This is a genomic window from Bradyrhizobium sp. LjRoot220, assembly GCF_964252915.1.
Lineage (GTDB): Bacteria > Pseudomonadota > Alphaproteobacteria > Rhizobiales > Xanthobacteraceae > Bradyrhizobium.
Map to the genome: position 1 here is coordinate 209,089 of NZ_CAXUPS020000006.1, position 23,912 is coordinate 233,000.

Here is a 23,912-nt window from a genome sequence, read left to right on the forward strand (position 1 = left end):
CCTTCGCAGCGTCACCAGCGCGTTATCCAATTACATCAATTGCGATGCAATATGAAGAAAACAAGGCTCCTGCGCTTGTCGTCCCCGCGAACGCGGGGACCCATACCGCGTGATTTGTCGGGATGGCAGGCTGGCAGATACCTTCCGCGAAACTTCAGACGGTGGCTATGGGTCCCGGCTCAAGGCCGGGACGACAGTGGAGCAACAAAAAAGGCCCCGGTCGAAACCGGGGCCTGGTGTACTTAGGACAGGGAAGCTGTGCTTACTTGTCGCGGTTCTTGAGCGCGGTGCCGAGGATGTCGCCCAGCGTCGCTCCCGAATCGGAGGAGCCGTACTGCGCGATGGCTTCCTTCTCTTCGGCAACTTCCAGCGCCTTGATCGAGACCTGCACCTTGCGGGCCTTCTTGTCGAACTGGATCACGCGGGCATCGACCTTCTCGCCGACGGCGAAACGCTCGGCGCGCTGGTCGTTGCGATCGCGGGCGAGTTCCGACCGCTTGATGAAGGTGGAGAAATCGGTACCCGAGATCTTCACCTCGATACCGGCTTCCTTCACTTCGAGCACTTCGCAGGTCACGACCGCGCCCTTCTTGACGTCGCCCGGCTCTGCGAAGGGGTCGCCTTCGAGCTGCTTGACGCCGAGCGAGATGCGCTCCTTTTCGACATCGACGTCGAGCACCACGGCCTTGACCATGTCGCCCTTCTTGAAGTTGTCGATCACCTGTTCGCCCGGAAGCTTCCAGTCGAGGTCGGACAGATGAACCATGCCGTCGACGTCGCCGTCGAGACCCAGGAACAGCCCGAACTCGGTCTTGTTCTTGACTTCGCCTTCGACGGTCGCACCGACCGGGAACTTCTCGACGAAAACTTCCCAGGGATTGCGCATGGTCTGCTTGAGGCCGAGCGAGATGCGGCGCTTGACCGAATCCACTTCGAGAACCTGCACTTCGACTTCCTGCGAGGTCGAAACGATCTTGCCGGGGTGCATGTTCTTCTTGGTCCACGACATTTCCGAGACGTGGATCAGGCCTTCGATGCCCGGCTCCAGTTCGACGAACGCGCCGTAGTCGGTGATGTTGGTGACGCGGCCGGTGAAGCGTGCATTGAGCGGATACTTCGCCTCGATGCCCTGCCACGGATCGTCCAGCAGCTGCTTCATGCCGAGCGAGATACGGTGGGTCTCGTGGTTGATCTTGATGATCTTGACCTTGACGGTCTGGCCGATGGTGAGCACCTCGGTCGGGTGATTGACCCGGCGCCAGGCGATATCGGTGACGTGGAGCAGGCCGTCGATGCCGCCGAGATCAACGAACGCACCGTAATCGGTGATGTTCTTGACCACGCCGTCGATCACCTGACCCTCTTCGAGATTCTGCACCAGCTCCTGGCGCTGCTCGGCGCGGGTCTCTTCGAGAACCGTGCGGCGCGACACCACGATGTTGCCGCGGCGGCGATCCATCTTGAGGATCTGGAACGGCTGCGAATTGTTCATCAGCGGCGCGACGTCGCGGATCGGGCGGATGTCGACCTGCGAACGGGGCAGGAAGGCCACCGCGCCGTCGAGATCGACGGTGAAGCCGCCCTTGACCTGGTTGAAGATGACGCCGTGAACCTTCTCGTTGTTGTTGAAGGCCTTCTCAAGCTTGCCCCAGCTTTCCTCGCGGCGCGCCTTGTCGCGCGACAGCACGGCTTCGCCGAGCGCATTCTCGATCCGGTCGAGGAACACCTCGACTTCGTCGCCAACCTTGAGTTCGCTGTCGCGGCCGGGCCCTGCGAATTCACGCAGCGCCACGCGGCCTTCCGTCTTCAGGCCGACGTCGATGACGGCCATGTCCTTTTCAATTGCAACTACCTTGCCCTTGATGACGGAGCTTTCCTGCAAATTGCCGCCGGCGAAGGACTCGTCCAGCATCGCAGCGAAATCGTCGCGGGTAGGATTATAAGAAGCAGCAGTCGAAGCCATTTGTTCTCCAGATGCGGGTATCGCCGGCCATTCGGGTTAAGGGCGTATCGCGCGTGAAGTGTCAGGGGTCCGCAAACCCTAACGACCGCCGTTTGCGGGAAATCGCAAATAGCGGGCCGGCAGCATGCCTGCACGTTCGGTACGTTGATTTATCCGGAGCCTGAAACGAGCGTATCGACTTCAAGAACCTGGAGCGGGCTTTCCTCCAATGACGGCAGCCGTTTAGTTTGAATGCGTTCAAACCGCCTGCCGGCCCGCTCGGACAGCCCTGATCTCATCGATGGCGGCCACGGATGGCCGGGGATATAGCCCCAAGGGCCACTTTCGGCAAGCGGAAATGCCCGATTTTGCGGGGCTTGGGGGCCGCTGGTGGGCTGAATGTCAGCCCCAATCGCCGGACTTCGGAGCGCCTTCGCCGGGACCTGCGCCGGAACCCGACCTCAAGCGTTCCGCCGCGCTTAAAGTTTGGCCCGTACGGCCTCGACGATCGCGATCGCGGCGCGAACGCCGCCTTCGATGTCGAGATTGGAATTATCCAGGATATGCGCGTCGGGTGCCGCCTTCAGGGGGGCCGCGGCGCGATTGCGATCCCGCTCGTCGCGCTTGAGAATATCGGCCAGCACCAGCGCCTCATCCGCCGCTTCGCCGCGCGCAAGGGCTTCCAGGGTGCGGCGGCGGGCCCGCACCTGCGGGTCGGCGACGACGAAAATCTTCACTTCCGCATTCGGGCAAATCACGGTGCCGATATCGCGCCCGTCAAGCACCGCGCCGGGCGGATCGGCCGCGAACTGGCGCTGAAAACTGATTAAGGCTTCCCGCACCGTGGGAATGGCCGAAACCACCGAAGCGGCCTCGCCGATCCGTTGCGACTTCAACTCGGGATGGCCGAAGTCTTCCGGATCGAGCGCCATCGCGGCGGCCACCGCGCGCGCTTCATCGGTGAGTTCAAAACCCTGGTCCAGCAGCAGCTTGGCCACGGCGCGGTAGATCACGCCGGTGTCGAGGTGGCGATAGCCGTAATGGTGCGCGAGCCGCTTGCCGAGCGTGCCCTTGCCGGACGCTGCCGGTCCGTCGATGGCGATGATCATGGGCGCCATGTGCGACAGAGCGGCACCGATGGTCAAGACCGTGCGTCGGAGGCTATCGGTCCGCCACCCCCGGAAATGATCGCGTCGTCACCGGAAAACGTGAATTCCGCAGGGCGAACAGATCCACCCGGATGCGTCCAAATGTTCCTCGCCCACGCCGCTGCCCGCCTCTATCCTGAACCCAGCCGGGACATGCCATTCACTGGGCCTGCGGATCCCGATCAAAAAACGATCACCACCGGAGGGACACGATGAGCGCCATTTCACGACGTCATTTCATTGGCAGCGCCGCGGCCGCCTCGGCGTTTCAGCTGATCGGGAGTTCGGCCGGTGCACAGACCGACTGGCCGACCAAGTCGATCAAGATCATCGCCGGCTATCCGGCCGGCGGGCAGACCGATCTGTTCGCGCGCACCTATGGCGAATATATCCGCGCCACGACCGGCCAGAATGTGGTGGTGGAAAACAAGGCCGGCGCCTCCGGATCGGTTGCGGCGGCCGAAGCCAAGCGCGCCGCGCCCGATGGCTATACGCTGATGTTCACGATCTCGACGACCATGATCATGAACCGGGTTCTGATCAAGGACATCCCTTACGACACCGACAAGGATTTCACGATCGTCTCGATCATGCCGGCGGGCAGCCTGCCGTTCGTCGCCGCCGAAAAGACCGGCGCGAAAACGCTCGCGCAATTTGTCGCCTACGCAAAGAAGGCCGAGAAGATCAACATCGGCACCTATGGCGCCGGCTCATACGCGCACATGGCGGTCGCCGAAATGAACAAGCAATACGGCCTCAAGATGGAAGCGGTTCACTATCGCGGCGAAGCGCCGATGTGGACCGATCTGGCCGGTGGATTCATCGACGGCGCCCACGGCAGCTATTCCGCCGCCGTGTCCGTACTGCAGAGCGGCCGCGGCCATGCCGTCGCCGTCTCGCGCAAGCGCATGTCGGTATTGCCGGATGTGCCCTCTTTCACGGAGCAGGGCGCGACGTCGCCGATCTTCAAGCTGACCGGCTTCCAGTGCTGCGCGGTGCCCAAAGCCACGCCGGTGGAAATCGTTCAGAAGCTGTCAAAGCTCCTCGTCGACGGCAGCAAGACCGAGAAGGTGCGGCAGCTCATGAAATCATTGGGCGTTGACGATACCGCGATGACCTTCGAGGAGACGCAGAAACTATACAAGGAAGAATCGCCGATCTGGCTGGAGGCGGTGACGAGCCTCGGGCTTGCGCCGTCCTGAACCGCGCAAGCGCCCGCCTTACGAAAACACCGCCCCGAGCCCGCGCATCATCGGAATGAAATCCGGAAAGCTGGTGGCGATGAACGAGGTGTCGTCGACCTTGACCGGTTTGTCGGCGGCAAGCCCCATCACCAGCGCCGACATCGCGATGCGGTGATCCATGTGGGTGGCGACGAGGCCGCCGCCGGGGACGTGGCCGCGGCCCTCGACGATGAGATCGTCGCCCGCGACCTCCACCTTGACGCCGTTGACGCGCAGCATGTCGGCGGTCGCCTCCAGCCGGTCGGATTCCTTGACGCGCAGCTCCTGCAGGCCGCGCATGATGGTGGTGCCTTCGGCAAACGACGCCGCCACCGCCAGCACCAGATATTCGTCGATCATCGAGGGCGCGCGCTCCGGCGGCACTTCGACACCGCGCAGTTTTGAGGCCCTCACGCGCAAGGTGGCCATCGGCTCGCCGGCATCGCCGCGCACTTCGCTCTCCTCGATGTGAGCTCCCATCTCGCGCAAGGTCGTGAACAGGCCGGTGCGCAGCGGATTGGTCATGACGTCGGAGAATACGATGTCGGAACCCTCGACAATCAGCGCCGCCACGATCGGAAACGCCGCGGATGAGGGATCGGCGGGCACCACGACATCGGCGCCGTGCAGCTCGGGCTGGCCGGTGAGCGCGACCTTCCGGCCATGGCTGCCCTCCCGGGTCGAGACGATCTGCGCACCGAAATGCTTCAGCATCAATTCGGTATGGTCGCGGCTCGCCTCCTGCTCGATCACGGTGGTGACCCCGGGCGCGGCGAGGCCCGCCAACAGCACCGCCGATTTGATCTGGGCGGACGCCACCGGGGTCCGGTACAGGATCGGCACGGGATCGCGGGCGCCATGCAGCGTCAGCGGCAGGCGGCCGCCCTCCCTGGCCTCACCAGTCTTGGCGCCCATCAATTCCAGGGGATCGAGAATCCGCCGCATCGGCCGCGAGCGCAGCGAGGCGTCGCCATCGAAAACCGCCGAAATCGGGCAGCCGGCAACCGCCCCCATCACCAGCCGGCAACCAGTGCCGGAATTGCCGAAATCGAGCGGAGCGGCGGGTTGGGCGAAGCCTGCCACCCCGACGCCCCTCACCTGCCAGGCAAACGACCCTGATCGTTCGACCTTGGCGCCCAGCGCCTGCATCGATTTCGCCGTATTGAGCACGTCTTCGCCCTCAAGCAGGCCGGAAATCGTGGTCTGGCCGACCGAAAGCGCCCCGAGGATCAGGGCCCGGTGCGAAATCGACTTGTCGCCGGGAACGCGGACTTTGCCGGTCAGGGGGCCGCTGGAGCGGGATTCCAGCGGGGTCGGGTGGGGTGAATGGGTCAAGATTGTGTCCTCTTGCGCGGGGCGGCAGGTATCACATAGGCAACACCGCGTCACGCTGCCGTCTCATACGCACAAACCGCTATTGACAGCGGCCTAGCAACTAGCCAAGTGAAGCACCGTTTTTCAGAAATTCCCAGGATTCACACGTGGCCAAATCCGATCTCGGAACCAAACGCATTTGCCCGACGACGGGTAAGAAGTTCTATGACCTGAACAAGACGCCCGTCATCTCGCCCTATACCGGTGAGGTCGTGCCGATTGCGCCGATTGCGCCGCCCCGGGCCGCCCGCGGTGATGCTGCACGCGCAGCCGCGGCTTCTGCGAGCGCCGCGGCCGATGCGCCGGAACCCGCCGAGGTCGAAGAGGTCTCGCTCGAGGAGGCGGATGCCGAGGAAAACAGCGGCAAGGTCAAGGCCGTCGTTCCCGAGTCGGAAGACGATATCGAGGTCGACGAGACCATCGAAGGCGACGATGACGACGATTCGACCTTCATTCCCGACGAGGAAGAAGGCGACGAGGACGTCACCGACATCATTGGCGACGTCGGCAGCGACGAAGAGACTTGAGATCGGCCCTGAACTGTGGTTCAGGGTCATGCCCGCACGTCGCCCAAGGCGCGCGGTCAGGTTAAGGGGCCATAGCTCAGCTGGGAGAGCGCTTGCATGGCATGCAAGAGGTCGGCGGTTCGATCCCGCCTGGCTCCACCACGCTTCGCCCTTCGGGCTACGCGTGGCGCAGCCACGACGGAGCCTGAAGGGCGAAGCGTGGTGCCCGGCATAGCCCGAAGGGCGAAGACGGGCTGGAGAGAATGACTGATATCACCTAGCGTTCGCGCCAACCAAGCGCGCGAGTTCACATGTGGTACGTCTACATTCTCCGCAGCATTGATTTCCCCGATCAGGAATACATCGGCGCGACGTCTGATTTGAAACGGCGGATGCCCGAGCACAATGCCGGTAAATCCGCCCACACCGCCAAATTCAAGCCTTGGCAATTGCTCTGGTATTGCGCTTTTCCGGATAAGTACAACGCGCTGGAATTCGAAAAATACCTGAAATCCCATTCCGGTCGGGCCTTCGCCAAGAAGCGCCTCTAACCTTCGCCCCCCTACTCCCCCAACGCCGCGTTCAGCTTGTCGCGCAGCGTGATCAGTTCATTCTTCATCGCCACCAGTTCGCCCACCGAACACGTCGAACTCGCCAGGATCGCCTGCGGCACCGTCCTGGCTTTTTCGCGAAGCGCGAGCCCTTTCGGCGTCAATGCGATCAGCACCTGGCGCTCGTCTTCGGTGCTGCGCGTGCGTTTGACGAGGTCGGCGGCCTCCATCCGCTTGAGCAACGGGGTCAGGGTGCCGGAATCCAGAAGCAGCTTTTCCCCGATATCCTTGACCGGCACGCCGTCGCGCTCCCACAGCACCATCATCACCAGATATTGCGGGTAGGTCACCTCGAGCTTGTCGAGCAGCGGCTTGTAGACGCGGTTGAACGCGTGCGCCGTGGAATACACCGCAAAACAGATTTGATTGCCTAGGAGCAGCGGATCCACCGCCGGTTTCCTGACCATGTGCGCGCCTCGCCATCCGGATCTCGCCCGCGGTTTCATGTAGGGGCAAGGGCCAACCAGATCAATTGCATACAATTAAATTGCGGCTCAGACAATATTTCTATTGCGCACAATCTAATTGCATGCAATAGAACTCCCACCGAAAACCACCCCAAAGGGAGACGATGATGTCCGTGAATGTGCTCTACAAGACCAGCGCCAAGGCAACCGGTGGCCGGGATGGCCACGCCGCGACCCTCGATGGCGCGCTCGACGTCAAGCTTGCCACGCCGAAGGAACTCGGCGGCGGCGGTGGCGCCGGCAACAATCCCGAACAGCTGTTCGCGGCCGGCTATGCCGCCTGCTTCATCGGCGCGATGAAATTCGTCGCCTCGCAAGGCGGCCCGAAGGTCCCCGCCGACGCGTCGGTGACCTCCACCGTCGGCATCGGTCCGCGCGCGGCCGGCGGCTTTGGCCTCGACATCGATCTTGCCGTCTCGCTGCCCGGCCTTGCCCGCGCCGACGCCGAAGCGTTGGTCGAGAAGGCCCACCAGGTTTGCCCGTATTCCAACGCCACCCGCGGCAATGTGGATGTGCGCCTGACCGTGGTGTAACGACCCGCTGTGTAACCATGGCGTTGAACGGCCCGCTGCATCAGGCAGCGGGCCGTTTCCGTGCGCCTTCTGTCCTTGCATGCACCTGCGCGCGCCGGGCCATTGCCGCGGCGCCCGAAGACCGCTAGCTCAGGAATTCCATTTCCTGAGCGAAGGTTTTTCTCCATGAGTTCTGCAGCGGCTCCCGGCGCGATGACCGGCCTGCGCGTGATCGATCTGACGCGCGTGCTCGGCGGCCCCTATTGCACGCAAATTCTCGCCGACCACGGCGCCGATGTGATCAAGGTCGAGCCGCCCGCCGGCGACGAGGTGCGCGACTGGGGCCCTCCGTTCCACGAGGAGGATGCGGCCTATTTCGTCGGCATCAACCGCAACAAGCGCTCGATCGGGCTCGACCTCGCCTCCGACGGCGGCCGCATCGTGCTGTTGAAGATGCTGGAGACCGCCGACGTCCTGATCGAGAATTTCAAGCCGGGCACGCTCGACAAATGGGGCATCGGCAACGACGTGCTGCGCGCGAAATTCCCAAAACTCGTGCATTGCCGGATTTCCGGCTTTGGCGGCGACGGCCCGCGCGGCGGCAATCCCGGCTATGACGCGATCATCCAGGCGATGACCGGCATGATCGCCGCGACCGGCTCGCCGCAAAGCGGCCCAATGCGGATCGGCGTCCCGCTCGTCGACATCACCACCGGGCTCTATGCCGCGATCGGCATCCTGATGGCGCTGTCGGAGCGGCAGCGCTCGGGTCTCGGCCAGTTCCTCGAGACCACGTTGTATGAAACCGGGCTCGCGATCATGCACCCGCACACCGCGAATTATTTCATGCACGGCAAGCCGCCGAACCTGACCGGCAACGAGCATCCCAATCTGGTGCCTTATGCGATCTTTCCGACCCGCACCGACAACATCTTCATCGGCGTCGGCAATGACGGCACCTTCCGCAAGCTCGCCAGGGAAATCGGCAAGCCCGAACTCGGCACCGATCCGCGCTTTGCCCGCAACAAGGACCGCATCGCCAACCGCGACGCGCTGCGCGCCGAACTCGCCGCGGTGTTCAGCCAGCACGATGCCGGGCCGCTCTGCGACCGGCTGCTGGCGGCTGGCCTGCCTGCCGGTCCGGTGCAGTCGATCGACCAGGCGCTGACCGCTCCCCACACGCTGCATCGCGGCGATGTCATCGAGAAGGACTGGTACAAGGGCGTCGCCTCGCCGATTCGCCTGGAGCGAACCAAACCCAGTCTGCGCCGAACCCCGCCGAAGTTCAGCCAGCACTCCGCCGAGGTGCTGGGCGAGTTCGGCTATTCCAATAGCGAGGTCGAGGCCCTGGTCGCCAAGGGCGTGGTCTGCGGGTCGGAGCGGAAGCGGTAACCGCTGTCGCCCCTGCGAACGCATGCGAACGCGGGGACCCGATCCTAGCCTTTCGATAGATCACGCGGCATGGGCCTGTTCGCAGGGGCCACGGCACCGTTTGGTTCGTCGGCCTTCGCCTATTTTCCGGCTTCCCTTGGCGCCCGCTTCCCCAATACCCTGCTTTCGCTTATACGGTCATTTGTACGTCATCCGGCGCTGCTATCGCGCGAAACGAAGATGACGACCCAAACCTGGAGGAATTACATGGCATTTCGACAATTCGGCGCGGCGGCGACAATTACTGTCGCGCTTGCGCTCGCCACACCTGCCCACGCCGTGACCGAGCTGCAGTGGTGGCACGCGATGACCGGCGCCAACAACGACGTCGTCAACAAGCTTGCGGCAGATTTCAACGCCAGCCAGTCGGACTACAAGGTGACGCCGTCCTTCAAGGGCGGCTATGCCGACACCATGAACGCCGGCATCGCCGCGTTCCGCGCCGGCACCGCACCGCACATCATTCAGGTGTTCGAAGTGGGCACCGCGACCATGATGAGCGCCACCGGCGCCATCAAGCCGGTCTATCAGCTGATGAAGGACGCGGGCGAACCGTTCGATCCCAAGGCCTACCTGCCGACCATCACGGGCTACTACTCGACCTCCAAGGGCGACATGCTGTCGTTTCCCTTCAACTCGTCGTCGACGGTGATGTGGATCAACAAGGATGAGCTGAAGAAGGCCGGCATCGCCGAGATCCCGAAAACCTGGCCGGAAGTGTTCGCTGCCGCCAAGAAACTGAAGGCAGCCGGTCATGAGACCTGCGGCTTTTCCAATGCCTGGGCGTCTTGGGTCCATATCGAGCAATTTTCCGCCTGGCACAACGTGCCGATCGGCAGCAAGGCGAACGGGCTCGACGGTTTCGACACCGAGCTGAAGTTCAACTCGCCGCTGCACGTCAAGCACCTGCAGAACCTGGTCGACCTGCAGAAAGACAAAACCTACGATTACGCCGGCCGTGCCAACGGCGGCGAAGCCCGGTTCGCCTCGGGCGAGTGCGCGATCTTCCTGACGTCTTCGGGCTATTACGGGACCGCGAAAAGCACCGCCAAGTTCGACTTCACCTCGGTGCCGATGCCCTATTACCCCGACGTCGCCGGCGCTCCGCAGAACTCGATCATCGGCGGCGCATCGCTGTGGGTGATGGGCGGCAAGAAGCCCGAGGAGTACAAAGGCGTCGCAAAATTCTTCGCGTTCTTGTCCGACACCAACCGGCAGGCCAAGCTGCACCAGGAATCCGGCTACCTGCCGATCACCAAGGCGGCCTATGAAAAGACCAAGGCCGATGGCTTCTACGAGAAGAATCCCATCCTGCAGACGCCGCTGAAGGAACTCACTAACAAGGAGCCGACCGAGAATTCGCGCGGGCTGCGCTTTGGCAACATGGTGCAGATGCGCGAACTCTGGTCCGAGGAGATCGAGGCGGCCCTCGCGGGCAAGAAGACCGCGCAGGAAGCACTCGACGCGGCCGTGGCGCGCGGCAATGCCATGTTGCGGACGTTTGAAAAGACGGCAAAATAAGCTTTCGATAAATGACCTTCTATAAATAGACCTGCGATAAGGCTCCCTTTCCGGTTTGGAGAGGGAGCCTTCCTTCGATACCCAAAGCCCATCACCGATTCGAGCCGGCTGGCCGGCCGAACTGGACAAGACGCCCTGAATGGAAAAGTCCGCGGTCTTCAACAGCAGCAAGCTGCTTCCCTACGCACTGCTGGCGCCGCAGCTCGTCATCACATTCGTATTCTTCTACTGGCCAGCCAGCCAGGCGGTCTTGCAATCGTTCAAGCGTGAGGATGCCTTTGGCCTTGTTTCCGAATTCGTCGGCCTGGAGAATTACCAGGCGCTGTTTGCACAGCCCGAATATTACAAGGCGATGCTGACGACACTGGTGTTCTCGACGCTGGTCGCGGGGCTGTCGCTCTCGATCGCGCTGTTGTTCGCAAGCCAGGCCGACAAGAACCTCAAGGCAGCGCCGGCCTACAAGACCTTCATGATCTGGCCCTACGCGGTGGCGCCGGCGGTGGCCGGCGTACTGTGGTTCTTCATCTTCCACCCATCGCTCGGCACCCTGGCGCGGCCGCTCCGGGGGATGGGCCTCGAATGGAATCCGCTCCTGAACGGCAACCACGCCATGGCCCTGGTGGTGATGTCTGCGGTGTGGAAGCAAATCGCCTACAATTTCCTGTTCTTTCTCGCCGGACTGCAGTCGATCCCCAAGAGCGTGATCGAGGCCGGCGCGATCGACGGCGCCGGCCCGATGCGGCGGTTCTGGACCATCGTGTTCCCGCTGCTGTCGCCGACCACATTCTTCCTGCTGGTCGTGAACGTGGTCTACGTGTTCTTCGATACGTTCGGCATCATCGACGCGGTGACCGGCGGCGGCCCGGCCGGCGCGACCACGACCATGGTCTACAAGGTCTACGCCGACGGCCGGCTTGGCGGCGATCTCGGAGGCTCGGCGGCGCAATCGGTGGTGCTGATGGTCATCGTCATCGCGCTGACCGCGGTCCAGTTCCGTTATGTCGAGCGCAAGGTGCAGTACTGATGGTCGAGCATCGCCCGTGGAACGACATCATCGCCTACGCCATCCTCACCCTTGGCGTGTTCATTGTCGCGTTTCCGGTTTATGTCGCCATGATCGCCTCGACCCATGACGCGGCGACCGTGGTCGGTGGGCGGATGCCGATGTCGCCAGGCGGCCAGGCGCTCGAAAATTACTACCGCGCCGTCTTTATCGGCGGCTCCCGCACCGCGCCCGAACCGGTCGGCCGTCTGCTGCTCAATTCGTTCATCTCCGCGATCGGCATCGCGGTCGGCAAGATCTGCATTTCGATCCTGTCCGCCTATGCGGTGGTATATTTCCGCTTTCCGTTCCGCAAAACCGCGTTCTGGATCATCTTCGTCACCCTGATGCTGCCGGTCGAGGTCCGCATCTATCCGACCTACAAGGTGGTGGCCGACCTGCGCATGCTCGACACCTATGCCGGATTGATTCTGCCGTTGATCGCCTCGGCGACCGGCACGCTGCTGTTTCGGCAGTTCTTCATGACGGTGCCGGACGAGTTGCTGGAAGCCTCGCGCATCGACGGCGCCGGACCCTTCCGGTTTTTCTGGGATACGCTGCTGCCGCTGTCGATAACGACGATCTCCGCATTGTTCGTGATTCAGTTTATCTATGGCTGGAATCAATATCTGTGGCCGCTGCTGATCACCACGCAGGATTCGATGCAGACGATTGTCACCGGCATCAAGAAGATGCTGACGACGACCGACGAGCTGGCCGAATGGCAGCTGGCGATGGCAACTGCCGTCCTCGCCATGCTGCCGCCGGTGGCGGTGGTCATATTCATGCAACGGCTGTTCGTGCGCGGCCTGGTCGAGACCGAGAAGTAGGACTGAGATGGCCGACGTAGTTCTCCGCGACGTTCGTAAAACCTACGCCGGTGGCTTCGAGGCCATCAAGGGCATCGACTTCAAAGTCGGCGACGGCCAGTTCTGCGTGCTGGTCGGCCCCTCCGGCTGCGGCAAGTCCACCTTGCTGCGCATGGTCGCAGGCCTCGAGACAATAACGGGCGGCGAGATCGATATCGGCGGCCGTATCGTCAACCAGATCGAGCCGGCCGACCGCGACATCGCGATGGTGTTTCAGAACTACGCGCTCTACCCGCATATGAGCGTCTACAACAACATGGCCTACGGCCTGCGCAACCGGCGCATGCCGGAGCCCGAGATCGACACAAGGGTGCAGGAAGCCGCCCGCATTCTCGAACTCAGCACCATGCTCGATCGCAAGCCGAAGCAGCTCTCCGGCGGCCAGCGCCAGCGCGTCGCGATGGGCCGCGCCATCGTGCGCCAGCCAAAAGTGTTTCTGTTCGACGAGCCGCTGTCGAACCTCGATGCCAAGCTGCGCATCGCGATGCGGGTCGAGATCCGCAAGCTGCAGCGCCGCCTCTCGACCACCGCGATCTACGTCACCCACGACCAGCTCGAGGCGATGACGCTGGCCGACATCCTGGTGGTAATGAACGGCGGCCAGGTCGAGCAGATCGGCAACCCGCTCGACGTCTACCAGAAGCCCGCCACCACCTTCGTCGCCTCCTTCATCGGCGCGCCGCCGATGAACCTGATGCCGCTGCGGTCCGATGAACTCAAATCGCAATTGGCCGGCGACAGCCGCCTGACGGAAGCCGGCATCCTCGGCGTTCGTCCCGAAGACTTCGTCATCTCGAATGAGGCCGTCGGCGGCGGTGTGGCACTTGGCCTCACCGTCGAGGCGATCGAGCGCGTCGGGGCCGAAACCTTTATTTACGGCACCCGGCAGCACGAGACGCAGGCCGTGGCTGCCAACCCCGGTGAACTGCCGCCCGGAGAGGTGATCGTGCGGATTCCCGGCGCCATCGCCCCCGGCATCGGGGAACGAATCCGGGCGGTGGCGCCCCCCGACAAGCTGCATCTATTTACCGCCGACGGCCGCAAGCGGGTCGGTGGATGACCCGTCATTCCGGAATGGTCCGAAGGATCATATCCGGAACCTCGAGATTCCCGGGTTCGGTTCGTGCCCCGGAATGACATTTGGATAGGCCGCCGCGGCCGATTTACGATGGTTCCTGAGGCGCTTGAACCCTCCTCAAATCACCCCCATATTGCCCTTTGACAGGGCAGCAAACCCGCCAGCCGGTCGAATGGGGTGCCGCAAGGGCCCCTCAAAGTCGCTTCGAGAGGACTTTGTAATGTCTCGTGTTCCATCGTTATCCAGTCCGTTCCTGTTGGGATTCGACGAAATTGAGCGTGCGCTCGATCGCGTCGTCAAAGGCGCCGACGGCTATCCTCCCTACAACATCGAGCGCTGCGACCGCAGCAACGGGCAACCCGAACGCTTGCGCATCACGCTGGCGGTCGCCGGGTTTACCCGTGACCAACTCGATGTGACCATTGAGGAAAACCAGCTCGTGATTCGGGGCCGCCAGCAGGACGACAAGGCCCGGCAATACATCCATCGCGGCATCGCCGCGCGCCACTTCCAGCGCACTTTCGTGCTGGCGGAGGGGATGCACGTGCTGGGCGCGGATTTGAAAAACGGGCTGTTGTCGATCGATCTTGCCAGGCCGGAACCTGAAAGGGTCGTTAAGACAATTGCTATCAATGAACACGAATAATGGAACGAGGAGCGGACTCGACCGCTTAGTCTCATAGAGGAGTCGAGACCATGAGTGATGTGAGTGTGACGTTCGAATCAGAAAAGGTTTCCGTTGAGGCGCTGGCCCATCTCGGTGAAGGGCATATCGCCTACGTGAAACAAATCCGTTCCGAGGACGTACCGGGACTGTTTCCGCAGGCGCCGATGATCGCGCCGGGACTGAAACTGTTCGCGCTGCATGCCGCCGACGGTACGCCGATCATGCTGACCGACAGCCGCGAGGCGGCGATCGCCAATGCATGGAGCAACGAACTGCAGGCCGTCAGTGTGCACTGACGCAGCACTTGCTGCTGTCACTGAGCCGACGCATGTCGGCTGCCGAAAGCAGTCGGTCGATGGTGAGGTGCATCTGAATTCTAGATGCGGGCGTTTGTTCTCGGCTTGACCGCAGACAGACGCCCGTTATTCGCCGATAGCATTCTCACGCGTAACGGGCGCTTCCACGCCTGGCACCAATACTGAGCTGAGGCCTTAGAGCTTTAGGCGGAACAGTTCTGCGACCGCGGCCCTGTATTCGATTCCATCCTTTGAACATAGCTCGGCGGCAGCCTTCAGATCCACCGACGCCTCGGCAAGCTCTTTTCTCAGCAGATGCCATTCCCCTATGTAGAAATGGGCAAGACAGCGATCCGTCGTTTTGACCGCCGCCTTGAACATTTCGCTAGGTGTGCGTTGGCCGAGGTAAAGCTCGATAAACGCGTACGGCCACGTCCTGAACGAAAGCCCGACACGCCGAGCCTTGTCAGCTAGCTCGGCATCAGCCGACCCGCCCGCGTCACCTGCCCGCGCGCGTGCAAGATAGCGGAACAATATCCCGTAAACATCGGTCTTTGACTCGAGTGCATCGGAAGCAGATTTGAAGTCCCCCATAACGAAGCGCGCCAGACCCGCAACATTTGCGTATCCGGGATTGTTTCGATTGGCCTCGGCCAACTTGTCGTGGTCGGCCACAGCCAGTGCGTACTCGCCCCTTCGTTCATATGCCCGTGCACGGTACCAGTAGATGTTGCTAAGCTTCGGATCGATCGCCAGTGCGCTGGTCGCGTCGGCGATAGCCAGTTCGTCTTCGCCTTTGCGCCAATGGGCGTAACCACGACTGTCAAAGGCGCGTGCGTCCTTTGGATCAATTTCAATCGCTTTGGTGGCATCGGCAATGGATCGATCAAAATCCTGCTTTCGCGCGAAGGCCTGGGCGCGGCTGACCAAGGCACCGGCCAATTTCGGATCGAGTTCAATCGCTCGGGCGTTGTCAGCGAAGGCCCGCTCCGTGTCACCCTTTTGGTGATAAGCGCTGGCGCGGTTGACATAGGCTTGAGCCAATTTCGGATCGATCGCGATCGCCTGGGTGGCGTCCGCGATAGCTCGCTCAAACTCTCCCTTCCGCAGAAACGCATGGGCGCGATGATCGTAAGCCGTGGCAAGTCTGGGATTGATCTCAATCGCTTTGCTGGCGTCCGCGATCGCCGAATCAATAAGTGCCTTTTGCAGATAGTGGTTTGACCGATTGACGTGGAGGTCGGCGGATTTCGGATTGATCTCGATCGCCTTTGTCAGGTCAGCGACTGCCTTATCGTATTCCCCTTTGATCGCGTGGATGTGAGCCCTGCTAGTGTACGCGCCAACCGATTTCGGGTCCAACTCGATCGCCATTGCAAGGTCGGCAACGGCAAGGTCCTGATCGCCTTTGCCCTGGTAGGCCATTCCGCGCACGGAATAGGGGTTGGAGAACTTTGGGTTGATCTCGATCGCCTTGGTGGCTTCGGCAATAGCTCTATCGAAATCTCGTCGAATTATACAAAGCATACCGCGGTTGCTGTAGGCCCTGAAGTTCTTGGGATCGACATTGATCGCCTCATTGGTGTCCGCGAGAGCCCTTTCGTAATCGCCCTTGCTGATGTAGCAACTACCACGTCGCATATACGCTTCAGCATTTTTCGGATTGAGTACGATGGCCGTGTTCGCATCGGCGATCGCACGATCATAATCCTGCTTGCGCCAATAGGCAGTCGCGCGACGCGCGAGAACGGCCGAGCGGATCTCCTGGTCAAGCTTCTCCGTCTTGATCAGGCGCGTGCAAGCCGGAACAGCCACCTCGGCATCCTCGGCATCGCAAATCTTCATGTCCCGGTCGGTTTTGCCGTGAGCAACACAGGGTGTGAATAGCAACGTCAAGGCAATGAACAGCGTCTTCAATGTCATTTGGCGATTTACCAGAAATGTCTCTGCCCAGATTGGCGGTCCTTGCCATGATTTTCAATCTAAAAGAGAATGCGCGCGAACAGGAGCTTGCACGAAGGTGCGGACGGGAAATGCATGCGTGATCGGGATTTACTGTCTGTAACCGCGGCTGAGGCCTCGAAGGGTGAGCCGCTCGGCAACGCCCTGCTTGTGCTCAACAACGAACATGCGCGGGAATTGTCCTGGCTCGAACCGGAGCGGCTGCAGCATCTCGTCGAACAGGCGTTCCTGGTGCGGCGAATAGGCAGCCTCGACGCCTTCCTGCTGGCCTTCGATCAGAACGCCCAATACGACAGCCCGAATTTCCTCTGGTTCCGCTCCCGCTATCCCCGCTTTGTGTACGTAGACCGGATTGTGGTGGCACCCACCGCGCGCGGGCGCGGTCTTGCGCGCAGGCTTTACGACGACCTGTTCAGGCAGGCTTTTGAAGCGGGCCACGATCGCGTCGTCTGCGAGGTCAACAGGCAACCGCCGAATCCGGCGTCGGACGCGTTTCACACAGCCCTGGGATTTGACGAGGTCGGTACCGGCACTGTTTATGACGGCAACCGCACGGTCCGGTATTTGTCGTGTGCGCTGCCGCAACCGCCTGCCGTCAGCACAGCGGGCTGATTCGAAGGCCGGGCTATTACGCCGCACTGGCCGGCGGCAGCGCCAGTACCGAATAGATCGCCTGGGCGTCGCGGGAGGCGCGCAGTTTCTTGGCGACGTCCTGATCGCGCAGCAGGCGGGCAATCCGCGCCAGCGCCTTCAGGTGATCGGCGCCGGCGCCTTCCGGCGCCAGCAGCAGAAACACCAGGTCGACCGGCTGGCCGTCCATCGCTTCGAAATCGATCGGGCGTTCAAGCCGGGCGAAAAACCCGAACAGCTTTTCGAGCTTGGGCAGCTTGCCGTGCGGAATCGCGACGCCGTAGCCAACGGCGGTGGTTCCCAGCTTCTCGCGCTGCAGCAGCACTTCGAAAATCGAGCGCTCGTTCTGCCCGGTCAGGGTCGCCGCACGCGCCGCCAATTCCTGCAACGCCTGCTTTTTGCTGATGACCTTCAACGCGGGGAGTATCGCCTCCGGTGCGACCAGATCGGTAATCGTCATGGGGCGTTCCGAGGTGAATTAGACCGTCTGGGTGTGAACAAGGTTCTGGATTCGGGGCGTCAAGAAGATGAGACGGGAGGCGGGCTTAGGTCCGGGTCCCGATGTGAGGGCTTCTACTCCAACGCATGACCGGTGCCAACTCCTGCGGGCAAGTTCCTGCACGCTATCCCAAGGGGCGGCGCACCTGAGCGCCGCTTTGGCTTGGACGTCAACGCTGCCGGGCATAACCGTCATGGGGTGACCGCCGGGGGGTCGACCCACCCGACATTGCCGTCGGGGCGCCGGTAGATGATGTTCACCCGGCCGCTGCTGCCGTGCTGAAACACGACGCAGGCAGCGCCGGTCAGATCCAGCTCCATGACCGCCTCGCTGACCGACAGCCGCTTCAGCGACTTGGTCGCCTCCGCGATGATGACGGGGCTATATTCGGTGACCTCCTCGTCGCCCTCCGGGGCCTCGATGATATAGCTCGGCGCGTCGAGTATCGGCGGGCCCATCCCGGCCAGCGCCTCGGTGGCCGCCGCGTAGGTCTTGCGGGCCGAGCGGTCCTTCAGCCGGCTCTTGTAGCGGCGCAGGCGCTTTTCGATCATCACCAGCGCCTGGTCGGCGCTGACATAGGCGTCGGTGGCGTTCGAATCGGCTTCCAGGGTAATGCCGGAATCGAGGTGCAGCGAGCAGTCGGTGCGGAAGCCGAAGCCATCCTTGCTCAGCGTGATGTGGCCGGAATAATTGCCGTCGAAATATTTTCGCAGGACCTCATCGGTGCGCTCGCTGACGCGCGAACGAAGCGCTTCGCCGACGCTGATGCTTTTCCCGGAGATTCGAAGGGTCATTTGATGCCTCGCTTGATGCCACGTTCACTCCGTCGGGAAGCCGACACTATCGCGATTTGGCGCGAACGCAATCAGGCCGGAGCCGTATCACGGGACCGGTCGGAAGAAGCGGCAGGGGCTGAAAGCGCGTTACCGAGCATGCTTTGTTTGTCACGGCGGCGTTGCACCGAGGAGGGAATTCGCATCGCTTCGCGATACTTCGCGACGGTGCGGCGGGCTATATCAATCCCCGACTCGCGCAATCGTTCCACGATCGTATCGTCGGAGAGGATCGCGACCGGGGCTTCCGCGTCGATCAACTGCTTGATGTGATGGCGGACCGCTTCCGCCGAATGGGCCTCGCCGCCGTCGGCCGAGGCGATCGAGGCGGTGAAGAAATATTTTAGTTCAAAGCTGCCGCGGTTGGTCGCCATATATTTGTTGGCGGTCACCCGCGACACCGTCGATTCGTGCATCTGGATCGCATCCGCCACCGCCTTGAGGTTAAGCGGCCGGAGATGCGCCACACCGTGGGTGAAGAAGCCGTCCTGCTGGCGCACGATTTCGGTTGCGACCTTGAGGATGGTGCGCGCGCGCTGATCGAGCGCGCGGACCAACCAGGTCGCATTCTGCAGGCAGTCGGTGAAATAGGATTTATCGCCGTCTTTCCGGATCGTCTTCGACAGCTCGGTGTAATAGACCTGATTGACCAGCACACGCGGCAACGTGTCGCTGTTGAGTTCGACATGCCAGCCGCCATCCGGACCCGGCCGCACGTAGACGTCGGGCACCATGGTCTGGGTGCGCGCCGAGCCGAACTTCAGACCGGGTTTGGGATCGAGCCGGCGAATCTCGCCGATCATGTCGGTGATGTCCTCGTCGTCGACACCGCACAGTTTGCGCAACGCGGCGATATCGCGCTTGGCCAGCAAATCCAGATGCTCGACCAGCGCCTGCATCGCGGGATCATAGCGATTGAGTTCGCGGAGCTGGATCGCGAGGCATTCGCTCAAATTGCGCGCGCAAACGCCGGGCGGGTCGAACTTCTGCAGCACGGCGACAACCGCATCGACTTCGGCCTGGGAGGCGCCGAGCCGCTCGGCGGCCTGTCCCAGATCCGGCGGCAGATAACCGGCATCGTCGACCAGATCGATCAGATATTGTCCGATCATGCGCTGCACCGGCCCGGGGAAAGCCACTGCCAGTTGCTCGGCGAGATGGCTGCCCAAGGTGATTTCGGCGGCGACAAAGGCCTCCAGATTGTAATCGTCGTCGTTCGACGCGCCGCCGCCCCATTCGGTGTAGGCGGTCGGCGCGGCATCCTGCGCCGCGCGGGCCGCCGCTTCCGCGGGCTCCTCGGAAAACACGTTGTCGAGCGGGGTATCCAGCGTCTGCTCGATTTCCGTGCGGCTGCCGAGATCGCGGTTCAGCCAGTCTTCCTGGCCGGCCTCGAACTGGCCGGGCTCAAAATTGTCGCCGGAGCCGCTGCCGCCCATATCGCCCGGCTCGGCGCCGCCCTCGTCGCCATAGCTCTGGGAATCGCCGGAATTAGAGAATTCTGCCTGTTCCGAGACGGGCTCACCCCTGACCGGCGCCTCGGGGCCGTCATTGGCGCGCTCCAGCAGCGGATTGCGCTCCAGTTCCTCCTCGACGAAGGCCGAGAGGTCGAGGTTCGACAGTTGCAGCAGCTTGATCGCCTGCATCAGCTGCGGCGTCATTACCAGCGACTGCGACTGGCGGAATTCTAATCTCTGCGTCAGGGCCATGGAGGCGAGAACCGATCCACTGAAAGTTGGTCCGATTCTTGCTTATCTTACTCCAAAGCTGATGTACACGGCTTGACGTCCGCTAAAAAAGGGCTACAGGCGGAATTCCTCGCCAAGGTAAAGACGGCGTACATCCGGATCGTTGACGATTTCGTCCGGGCTGCCCTCTGTCAAGATCTCCCCGGCATAGACGATATAGGCGCGGTCGGTCAGGCCGAGCGTTTCACGCACATTGTGGTCGGTGATCAGGACGCCGATACCGCGATTGGTGAGGTGGCGGACCAGATCCTGAATGTCGCCGACGGCGATCGGATCGATGCCGGCGAAGGGCTCGTCGAGCAGCATGTAATTTGGACGGGTCGCCAGCGCGCGCGCGATCTCGACGCGGCGACGCTCACCGCCGGACAGCGCGATCGACGGCGATTTACGCAGGCGCGTGATGTTGAATTCATCGAGCAGCGCATCGAGTTCGGCTTCGCGCTTCTTCTTCGACGGTTCGACCACCTCGAGCACCGCGCGAATATTCTGCTCCACCGTGAGGCCGCGGAAGATCGAGGCTTCCTGCGGCAGGTAGCCGATGCCGAGTCGCGCGCGCTGGTACATCGGCAGCTTGGTGACGTCGTGGCCGTCGAGTTCGATGGCGCCGCGATCAGCCTTGATCAGCCCGGTGATCATGTAGAACACCGTGGTCTTGCCGGCGCCGTTCGGCCCCAGCAGACCCACCGCCTCACCGCGGCGCACATAGATGCTGACGCCGCGCACGACCTGGCGGGAGCCAAAGCTCTTTTCCACGCTATGCACAGCCAGATAGCCCTGCCGCTGGATCGGGCGCGGCGCGGCCGCGCCATTGGTCTTTTGAGATTGGTGTTTGGAAGATTGCTGCCTGGGAGCTGGCGCGCGCGGTTCCGCGCGCGGCGGCTCCACGGCAAGCTCGGGCGGCTCCGGCAATTCCAGCCCGTTCAGCGGGACGGCGCGCGCCATCGGGGGCGCATCGCGCACCGGGCTTGTCAGCATGTCGCCAAAGGAATCGCCGAGCGCGGTGATGTCCTCGTGCGAACGCGCAAATCCTGCCGGCCCGCGTTTCGCGGGGCGTCGACGGAACATGCCAAGTAAATCCACCATCCCGCTTCGCTTAGCCTTTCACGGCGCTCCCCGCGACACCCGCCGGCGAATCGATCCGCCCGCAAAGCATGAATGATTGGATATTCCCTGCCCAGTGGAACACCCTGCCGCACCCGGCCAGTAGATACAGGCTCGGAACCCCAGCTTCAACCACGGGCGCGCAAAATAATATTTAAGGCTTTGATTTGTCTTATTTTTTGCCCGGGAGCTGCAAGGGCATCGTCGGCTTCGCGCCGCCCGGCGCAGCCCCCGGCCCGCAGCCCTGTGAGCCCTGCTCGACCAGGACATGCACCTTGTTGGTATCGGATTCGACCCGCGACACGCCGGTGGTCATGTCGACCTTCAGGCGGTCGCCACGCATCACGTTACTGCACTGAGACAGCACGACGCTACCGGTCATGGTGATGAGGTTGGCCCGGGTATCGAAGATGGCAGTCTCACCGGTCACTACCTGGTCCTTTTGCGTGACGACGACGCTGCCTCTGGCCTCCAGCCGGCGAATCGACGAACTGCCGCCCGGTCCCGGGGTCGCAGACTGGATCGGCGCGGATTTAGCCGCCTTCGCTTTGGCAGTGGTGGGCGTCGCCGGCGCCGCCGAACCTGAATCGTAAAACACCACCAGCGTTTTCGACGTCATCGTGGTGTCGCCCTGCACGACCTTCACATTGCCGGCGAACGTGGCTTCCTTTTTCTTGTCGCGCATTTCCAGCGACGCAGCTTCGATCTGAATCGGCTGATCGCGATTCTGCGAAAAGCCCTGCATCGCATTTGGCGCCGACGCCGAGCTTTGCGCAAATGCTTCGCTGGGTGCGATCAGCGCAAGCGCGAGTACCGCCATAGTCAAACTGCGCGAGGAAAGCACCATCACAAAATCATTTCGTGCTGGCAGATTTGCCGGAGGACTGATCGATGCTTTCGGACCCCGCGCATCAGCCATACGGGCTCAAAGCAAGCGCTGACTGATTACTTCTTGCCCGGAATCAGCATGGGCAGGCCTGGCTTCGCGCCGCCCGGTGCCGGCGCTGGCGCAGCGCCCGGGCCGCAGCCTTGCGACCCCTGGTCGAACATGCCCTGCACCTTGCCGCTGTCGGATTCGACCCGCGACACGCCGGTGGTCATGTCGACCTTGAGGCGGTCGCCGCGCAGCACGTTCTTGCATTGGGTCAGCACGATGCCGCCGGTCATGGTGATGAGGTTGGCCCTGGTGTCGAAGATGGCGGTCTCGCCAGTCACCACCTGGTCCTTTTGCGTGACGACGACGCTGCCCCTGGCTTCCAGCCGGCGGATCGACGAACTGCCGCCCGGCCCCGGGGTCGCGGACTGCATCGGCGCGGATTTGGCGGCCTTCGCATTGGCGGGCGGCGGCGTGGCCGGCGCCGCCGGACCTGAATCGTAAAACACGACAAGCGTCTTCGACGTCATGGTGGTGTCGCCCTGCACGACCTTCACATTGCCGGCGAAGGTGGCTTCCTTTTTCTTGTCGCGCATTTCCAGCGACGCCGCCTCGATCTGGATCGGTTGATCGCGATTCTGCGAAAAGCCCTGCATGGCGTTGGGCACGCCCGACACCGCGCCTTGCGCCAATGCTGCGCCGGGCGCCATCAGCACGAGCGCGAACGCCGCAATGGCCAGACGGCGCGGGAAAAACTTCTTCATGAAAATCATTTCACGTTGGAAGATTTGCCGGAGACCGATCGCGTCTTCGGCGCCGGAGCGGCGGGTTCGGGCGCCGGCGGCTCCGGCGCGGCGTCGTCGCCGAGTTTGTCCAGGTTCATCACGACATTGCCCTCGAACCGCACCACCTCGCCGCTGTTGAGAATTCTGAGCTTGTCGGCGGTCAGCGTCCCGTTCAGCAATTTGACGTCGACATGTTCATCCGAGGTTACCGTGCCCTTGTTGATGTCGACATAGGCCTGCGACATCCGCGCTTCGTAGCCGGTGGAGGACTGCAGGAAGATATCCTTCCGCAGATCGAGCAATTGCTGCTTGCTGTCGTAATAGCCGGTGCGGGCATCCATCGTCACCGTGCTTCTGTCTTCCATCATCACCTTGGCGCGCAACGTTTTCAGCTCCATGTGATCCGGATCGGTCAGATCCTGGATCGCGGCCTTGGCCCAGACTTCGTACGGCCGCTGGTCGGCCGAAAAGCCGGCGAGATGCGGCGATTCCATCGTGATCTTGGTGCCGGAGACGACCAGATTGCCGATGTCGACCGGGAGCTTCGGCAACAGCATCCGGAACGGATTGAAGATCGACACCGCAACGATGGCCGCCATTGCCAGCACCACCGCGGCCGGCACCGCGACCCGCAGCATGCGCACCATCCGGCTGTGGCGCGCCGCGCTGGCAAAGCGCGCCTCCATGCCGGCACCGTGGGCCGCTAGGTTCTGTGTCGAGTTCACCGCTGCTCCAGAGCGCGAGGTTTGCCCGCTATTGTAGCCGGGATTGCCGCACGATGCAGCCCGGACCTCGC

General features: G+C 62.4%; 24 protein-coding genes and 1 tRNA gene. 13 read left to right on the plus strand and 12 right to left on the minus strand.

Annotated features, from left to right (window positions below):
* Nucleotides 1-262 precede the first annotated feature (262 nt).
* A complete protein-coding gene (rpsA, locus tag ACSQ84_RS24300) occupies nucleotides 263-1,963 on the minus strand; it encodes a 30S ribosomal protein S1 (RefSeq protein WP_192736228.1) in 1,701 nt (566 codons plus the stop codon).
* A gap of 458 nt (nucleotides 1,964-2,421) precedes the next feature.
* Nucleotides 2,422-3,051 carry a (d)CMP kinase gene (cmk, locus tag ACSQ84_RS24305; RefSeq protein ID WP_436214495.1) on the minus strand — a complete coding sequence of 210 codons (630 nt, stop codon included), beginning with the start codon at nucleotides 3,049-3,051 and terminating at the stop codon, nucleotides 2,422-2,424.
* Between the two features lie 251 nt (nucleotides 3,052-3,302).
* Between cmk and ACSQ84_RS24310 the strand changes: the two genes are divergently transcribed.
* Nucleotides 3,303-4,292: a Bug family tripartite tricarboxylate transporter substrate binding protein gene (locus ACSQ84_RS24310; RefSeq protein WP_436214255.1), complete on the plus strand. Its 990-nt coding sequence runs from the start codon at nucleotides 3,303-3,305 to the stop codon at nucleotides 4,290-4,292.
* A gap of 18 nt (nucleotides 4,293-4,310) precedes the next feature.
* Here ACSQ84_RS24310 and aroA read toward each other — a convergent pair whose 3' ends face one another.
* Complete coding sequence (gene aroA / locus ACSQ84_RS24315) at nucleotides 4,311-5,648, minus strand: 3-phosphoshikimate 1-carboxyvinyltransferase (RefSeq protein WP_436214256.1); 1,338 nt, start codon at nucleotides 5,646-5,648, stop codon at nucleotides 4,311-4,313.
* Nucleotides 5,649-5,794: 146 nt separating this feature from the next.
* On the opposite strand from aroA, the gene ACSQ84_RS24320 reads away from it, so the two are divergent.
* From ACSQ84_RS24320 to ACSQ84_RS24330, 3 genes are all read left to right on the plus strand, one after another.
* Complete coding sequence (locus tag ACSQ84_RS24320) at nucleotides 5,795-6,214, plus strand: TIGR02300 family protein (protein WP_436214257.1); 420 nt, start codon at nucleotides 5,795-5,797, stop codon at nucleotides 6,212-6,214.
* Between the two features lie 65 nt (nucleotides 6,215-6,279).
* Nucleotides 6,280-6,355: transfer RNA gene (locus ACSQ84_RS24325), tRNA-Ala, on the plus strand.
* 149 nt (nucleotides 6,356-6,504) lie between these two features.
* Nucleotides 6,505-6,744, plus strand: a complete 240-nt coding sequence (locus ACSQ84_RS24330) for a GIY-YIG nuclease family protein (protein ID WP_436214258.1) — start codon at nucleotides 6,505-6,507, stop codon at nucleotides 6,742-6,744.
* 11 nt (nucleotides 6,745-6,755) lie between these two features.
* On the opposite strand, the gene ACSQ84_RS24335 is transcribed toward ACSQ84_RS24330, so the two are convergent.
* Nucleotides 6,756-7,211, minus strand: coding sequence for a MarR family winged helix-turn-helix transcriptional regulator (locus ACSQ84_RS24335; RefSeq protein WP_436214259.1), 456 nt, complete (start codon nucleotides 7,209-7,211; stop codon nucleotides 6,756-6,758).
* A gap of 167 nt (nucleotides 7,212-7,378) precedes the next feature.
* On the opposite strand from ACSQ84_RS24335, the gene ACSQ84_RS24340 reads away from it, so the two are divergent.
* From ACSQ84_RS24340 to ACSQ84_RS24375, 8 genes are all read left to right on the plus strand, one after another.
* Nucleotides 7,379-7,804, plus strand: coding sequence for an organic hydroperoxide resistance protein (locus tag ACSQ84_RS24340; RefSeq protein ID WP_436214260.1), 426 nt, complete (start codon nucleotides 7,379-7,381; stop codon nucleotides 7,802-7,804).
* Between the two features lie 165 nt (nucleotides 7,805-7,969).
* Nucleotides 7,970-9,175, plus strand: a complete 1,206-nt coding sequence (locus tag ACSQ84_RS24345; RefSeq protein ID WP_436214261.1) for a CaiB/BaiF CoA transferase family protein — start codon at nucleotides 7,970-7,972, stop codon at nucleotides 9,173-9,175.
* 246 nt (nucleotides 9,176-9,421) lie between these two features.
* On the plus strand, nucleotides 9,422-10,735 hold the full coding sequence (gene ugpB, locus ACSQ84_RS24350) for a sn-glycerol-3-phosphate ABC transporter substrate-binding protein UgpB (RefSeq protein WP_436214262.1): 1,314 nt from the start codon (nucleotides 9,422-9,424) through the stop codon (nucleotides 10,733-10,735).
* Between the two features lie 139 nt (nucleotides 10,736-10,874).
* On the plus strand, nucleotides 10,875-11,759 hold the full coding sequence (gene ugpA, locus ACSQ84_RS24355; protein ID WP_436214263.1) for a sn-glycerol-3-phosphate ABC transporter permease UgpA: 885 nt from the start codon (nucleotides 10,875-10,877) through the stop codon (nucleotides 11,757-11,759).
* Nucleotides 11,759-12,607 carry a sn-glycerol-3-phosphate ABC transporter permease UgpE gene (gene ugpE, locus ACSQ84_RS24360; protein ID WP_436214264.1) on the plus strand — a complete coding sequence of 283 codons (849 nt, stop codon included), beginning with the start codon at nucleotides 11,759-11,761 and terminating at the stop codon, nucleotides 12,605-12,607. The genes ugpA and ugpE overlap by 1 nt, the downstream gene beginning before the upstream one ends.
* A 7-nt stretch (nucleotides 12,608-12,614) precedes the next feature.
* On the plus strand, nucleotides 12,615-13,706 hold the full coding sequence (locus tag ACSQ84_RS24365; protein WP_436214265.1) for a sn-glycerol-3-phosphate import ATP-binding protein UgpC: 1,092 nt from the start codon (nucleotides 12,615-12,617) through the stop codon (nucleotides 13,704-13,706).
* A gap of 238 nt (nucleotides 13,707-13,944) precedes the next feature.
* A complete protein-coding gene (locus tag ACSQ84_RS24370) occupies nucleotides 13,945-14,370 on the plus strand; it encodes an Hsp20 family protein (protein ID WP_436214266.1) in 426 nt (141 codons plus the stop codon).
* Nucleotides 14,371-14,420: 50 nt separating this feature from the next.
* Nucleotides 14,421-14,687: a DUF1150 family protein gene (locus tag ACSQ84_RS24375; protein ID WP_436214267.1), complete on the plus strand. Its 267-nt coding sequence runs from the start codon at nucleotides 14,421-14,423 to the stop codon at nucleotides 14,685-14,687.
* Nucleotides 14,688-14,882: 195 nt separating this feature from the next.
* Here ACSQ84_RS24375 and ACSQ84_RS24380 read toward each other — a convergent pair whose 3' ends face one another.
* On the minus strand, nucleotides 14,883-16,610 hold the full coding sequence (locus ACSQ84_RS24380; protein WP_436214268.1) for a tetratricopeptide repeat protein: 1,728 nt from the start codon (nucleotides 16,608-16,610) through the stop codon (nucleotides 14,883-14,885).
* A 114-nt stretch (nucleotides 16,611-16,724) separates the two neighbouring features.
* On the opposite strand from ACSQ84_RS24380, the gene ACSQ84_RS24385 reads away from it, so the two are divergent.
* Nucleotides 16,725-17,261: a GNAT family N-acetyltransferase gene (locus tag ACSQ84_RS24385; protein ID WP_436214269.1), complete on the plus strand. Its 537-nt coding sequence runs from the start codon at nucleotides 16,725-16,727 to the stop codon at nucleotides 17,259-17,261.
* A gap of 16 nt (nucleotides 17,262-17,277) precedes the next feature.
* Here the strand turns inward: ACSQ84_RS24385 and ptsN are convergent, their stop codons facing one another.
* The 7 genes from ptsN to lptC all read right to left on the minus strand — a co-directional run bounded on the left by ptsN (nucleotide 17,278) and on the right by lptC (nucleotide 23,841).
* Nucleotides 17,278-17,739 carry a PTS IIA-like nitrogen regulatory protein PtsN gene (gene ptsN, locus ACSQ84_RS24390; RefSeq protein WP_436214270.1) on the minus strand — a complete coding sequence of 154 codons (462 nt, stop codon included), beginning with the start codon at nucleotides 17,737-17,739 and terminating at the stop codon, nucleotides 17,278-17,280.
* Nucleotides 17,740-17,969: 230 nt separating this feature from the next.
* Nucleotides 17,970-18,572: a ribosome hibernation-promoting factor, HPF/YfiA family gene (hpf, locus tag ACSQ84_RS24395; protein WP_436214271.1), complete on the minus strand. Its 603-nt coding sequence runs from the start codon at nucleotides 18,570-18,572 to the stop codon at nucleotides 17,970-17,972.
* Between the two features lie 71 nt (nucleotides 18,573-18,643).
* Nucleotides 18,644-20,317 carry an RNA polymerase factor sigma-54 gene (gene rpoN / locus ACSQ84_RS24400; RefSeq protein ID WP_436214272.1) on the minus strand — a complete coding sequence of 558 codons (1,674 nt, stop codon included), beginning with the start codon at nucleotides 20,315-20,317 and terminating at the stop codon, nucleotides 18,644-18,646.
* A gap of 93 nt (nucleotides 20,318-20,410) precedes the next feature.
* On the minus strand, nucleotides 20,411-21,439 hold the full coding sequence (gene lptB / locus ACSQ84_RS24405) for an LPS export ABC transporter ATP-binding protein (RefSeq protein ID WP_436214273.1): 1,029 nt from the start codon (nucleotides 21,437-21,439) through the stop codon (nucleotides 20,411-20,413).
* Between the two features lie 190 nt (nucleotides 21,440-21,629).
* Nucleotides 21,630-22,277, minus strand: a complete 648-nt coding sequence (locus ACSQ84_RS24410) for an LptA/OstA family protein (RefSeq protein WP_436214274.1) — start codon at nucleotides 22,275-22,277, stop codon at nucleotides 21,630-21,632.
* A 125-nt stretch (nucleotides 22,278-22,402) separates the two neighbouring features.
* Nucleotides 22,403-23,104 (minus strand): LptA/OstA family protein, encoded by a 702-nt coding sequence (locus tag ACSQ84_RS24415; protein ID WP_436214275.1) that lies wholly within the window; start codon nucleotides 23,102-23,104, stop codon nucleotides 22,403-22,405.
* The gene (lptC, locus tag ACSQ84_RS24420; protein ID WP_436214276.1) at nucleotides 23,101-23,841 is read right to left on the minus strand and encodes an LPS export ABC transporter periplasmic protein LptC; all 741 of its coding nucleotides are present in this window, start codon (nucleotides 23,839-23,841) and stop codon (nucleotides 23,101-23,103) included. The genes ACSQ84_RS24415 and lptC overlap by 4 nt, the downstream gene beginning before the upstream one ends.
* Nucleotides 23,842-23,912: the final 71 nt, after the last annotated feature.

What these genes read in the sequence shown, in the direction of transcription:
- ACSQ84_RS24310 (WP_436214255.1), top strand. Translation starts at nt 3,303, where the DNA reads ATGAGCGCCATTTCACGACGTCATTTCATTGGCAGCGCCGCGGCCGCC.
- ACSQ84_RS24370 (WP_436214266.1), top strand. Translation starts at nt 13,945, where the DNA reads ATGTCTCGTGTTCCATCGTTATCCAGTCCGTTCCTGTTGGGATTCGAC.
- ptsN (WP_436214270.1), bottom strand. Translation starts at nt 17,739, where the DNA reads ATGACGATTACCGATCTGGTCGCACCGGAGGCGATACTCCCCGCGTTG.
- ACSQ84_RS24330 (WP_436214258.1), top strand. Translation starts at nt 6,505, where the DNA reads ATGTGGTACGTCTACATTCTCCGCAGCATTGATTTCCCCGATCAGGAA.
- rpoN (WP_436214272.1), bottom strand. Translation starts at nt 20,317, where the DNA reads ATGGCCCTGACGCAGAGATTAGAATTCCGCCAGTCGCAGTCGCTGGTA.
- ACSQ84_RS24345 (WP_436214261.1), top strand. Translation starts at nt 7,970, where the DNA reads ATGAGTTCTGCAGCGGCTCCCGGCGCGATGACCGGCCTGCGCGTGATC.
- cmk (WP_436214495.1), bottom strand. Translation starts at nt 3,051, where the DNA reads ATGATCATCGCCATCGACGGACCGGCAGCGTCCGGCAAGGGCACGCTC.
- ACSQ84_RS24335 (WP_436214259.1), bottom strand. Translation starts at nt 7,211, where the DNA reads ATGGTCAGGAAACCGGCGGTGGATCCGCTGCTCCTAGGCAATCAAATC.
- ugpA (WP_436214263.1), top strand. Translation starts at nt 10,875, where the DNA reads ATGGAAAAGTCCGCGGTCTTCAACAGCAGCAAGCTGCTTCCCTACGCA.
- ugpE (WP_436214264.1), top strand. Translation starts at nt 11,759, where the DNA reads ATGGTCGAGCATCGCCCGTGGAACGACATCATCGCCTACGCCATCCTC.
- ACSQ84_RS24375 (WP_436214267.1), top strand. Translation starts at nt 14,421, where the DNA reads ATGAGTGATGTGAGTGTGACGTTCGAATCAGAAAAGGTTTCCGTTGAG.
- lptB (WP_436214273.1), bottom strand. Translation starts at nt 21,439, where the DNA reads ATGGTGGATTTACTTGGCATGTTCCGTCGACGCCCCGCGAAACGCGGG.
- ACSQ84_RS24340 (WP_436214260.1), top strand. Translation starts at nt 7,379, where the DNA reads ATGTCCGTGAATGTGCTCTACAAGACCAGCGCCAAGGCAACCGGTGGC.
- ACSQ84_RS24385 (WP_436214269.1), top strand. Translation starts at nt 16,725, where the DNA reads ATGCGTGATCGGGATTTACTGTCTGTAACCGCGGCTGAGGCCTCGAAG.
- ACSQ84_RS24415 (WP_436214275.1), bottom strand. Translation starts at nt 23,104, where the DNA reads ATGATTTTCATGAAGAAGTTTTTCCCGCGCCGTCTGGCCATTGCGGCG.
- rpsA (WP_192736228.1), bottom strand. Translation starts at nt 1,963, where the DNA reads ATGGCTTCGACTGCTGCTTCTTATAATCCTACCCGCGACGATTTCGCT.
- ugpB (WP_436214262.1), top strand. Translation starts at nt 9,422, where the DNA reads ATGGCATTTCGACAATTCGGCGCGGCGGCGACAATTACTGTCGCGCTT.
- ACSQ84_RS24365 (WP_436214265.1), top strand. Translation starts at nt 12,615, where the DNA reads ATGGCCGACGTAGTTCTCCGCGACGTTCGTAAAACCTACGCCGGTGGC.
- ACSQ84_RS24410 (WP_436214274.1), bottom strand. Translation starts at nt 22,277, where the DNA reads ATGGCGGTACTCGCGCTTGCGCTGATCGCACCCAGCGAAGCATTTGCG.
- ACSQ84_RS24380 (WP_436214268.1), bottom strand. Translation starts at nt 16,610, where the DNA reads ATGACATTGAAGACGCTGTTCATTGCCTTGACGTTGCTATTCACACCC.
- hpf (WP_436214271.1), bottom strand. Translation starts at nt 18,572, where the DNA reads ATGACCCTTCGAATCTCCGGGAAAAGCATCAGCGTCGGCGAAGCGCTT.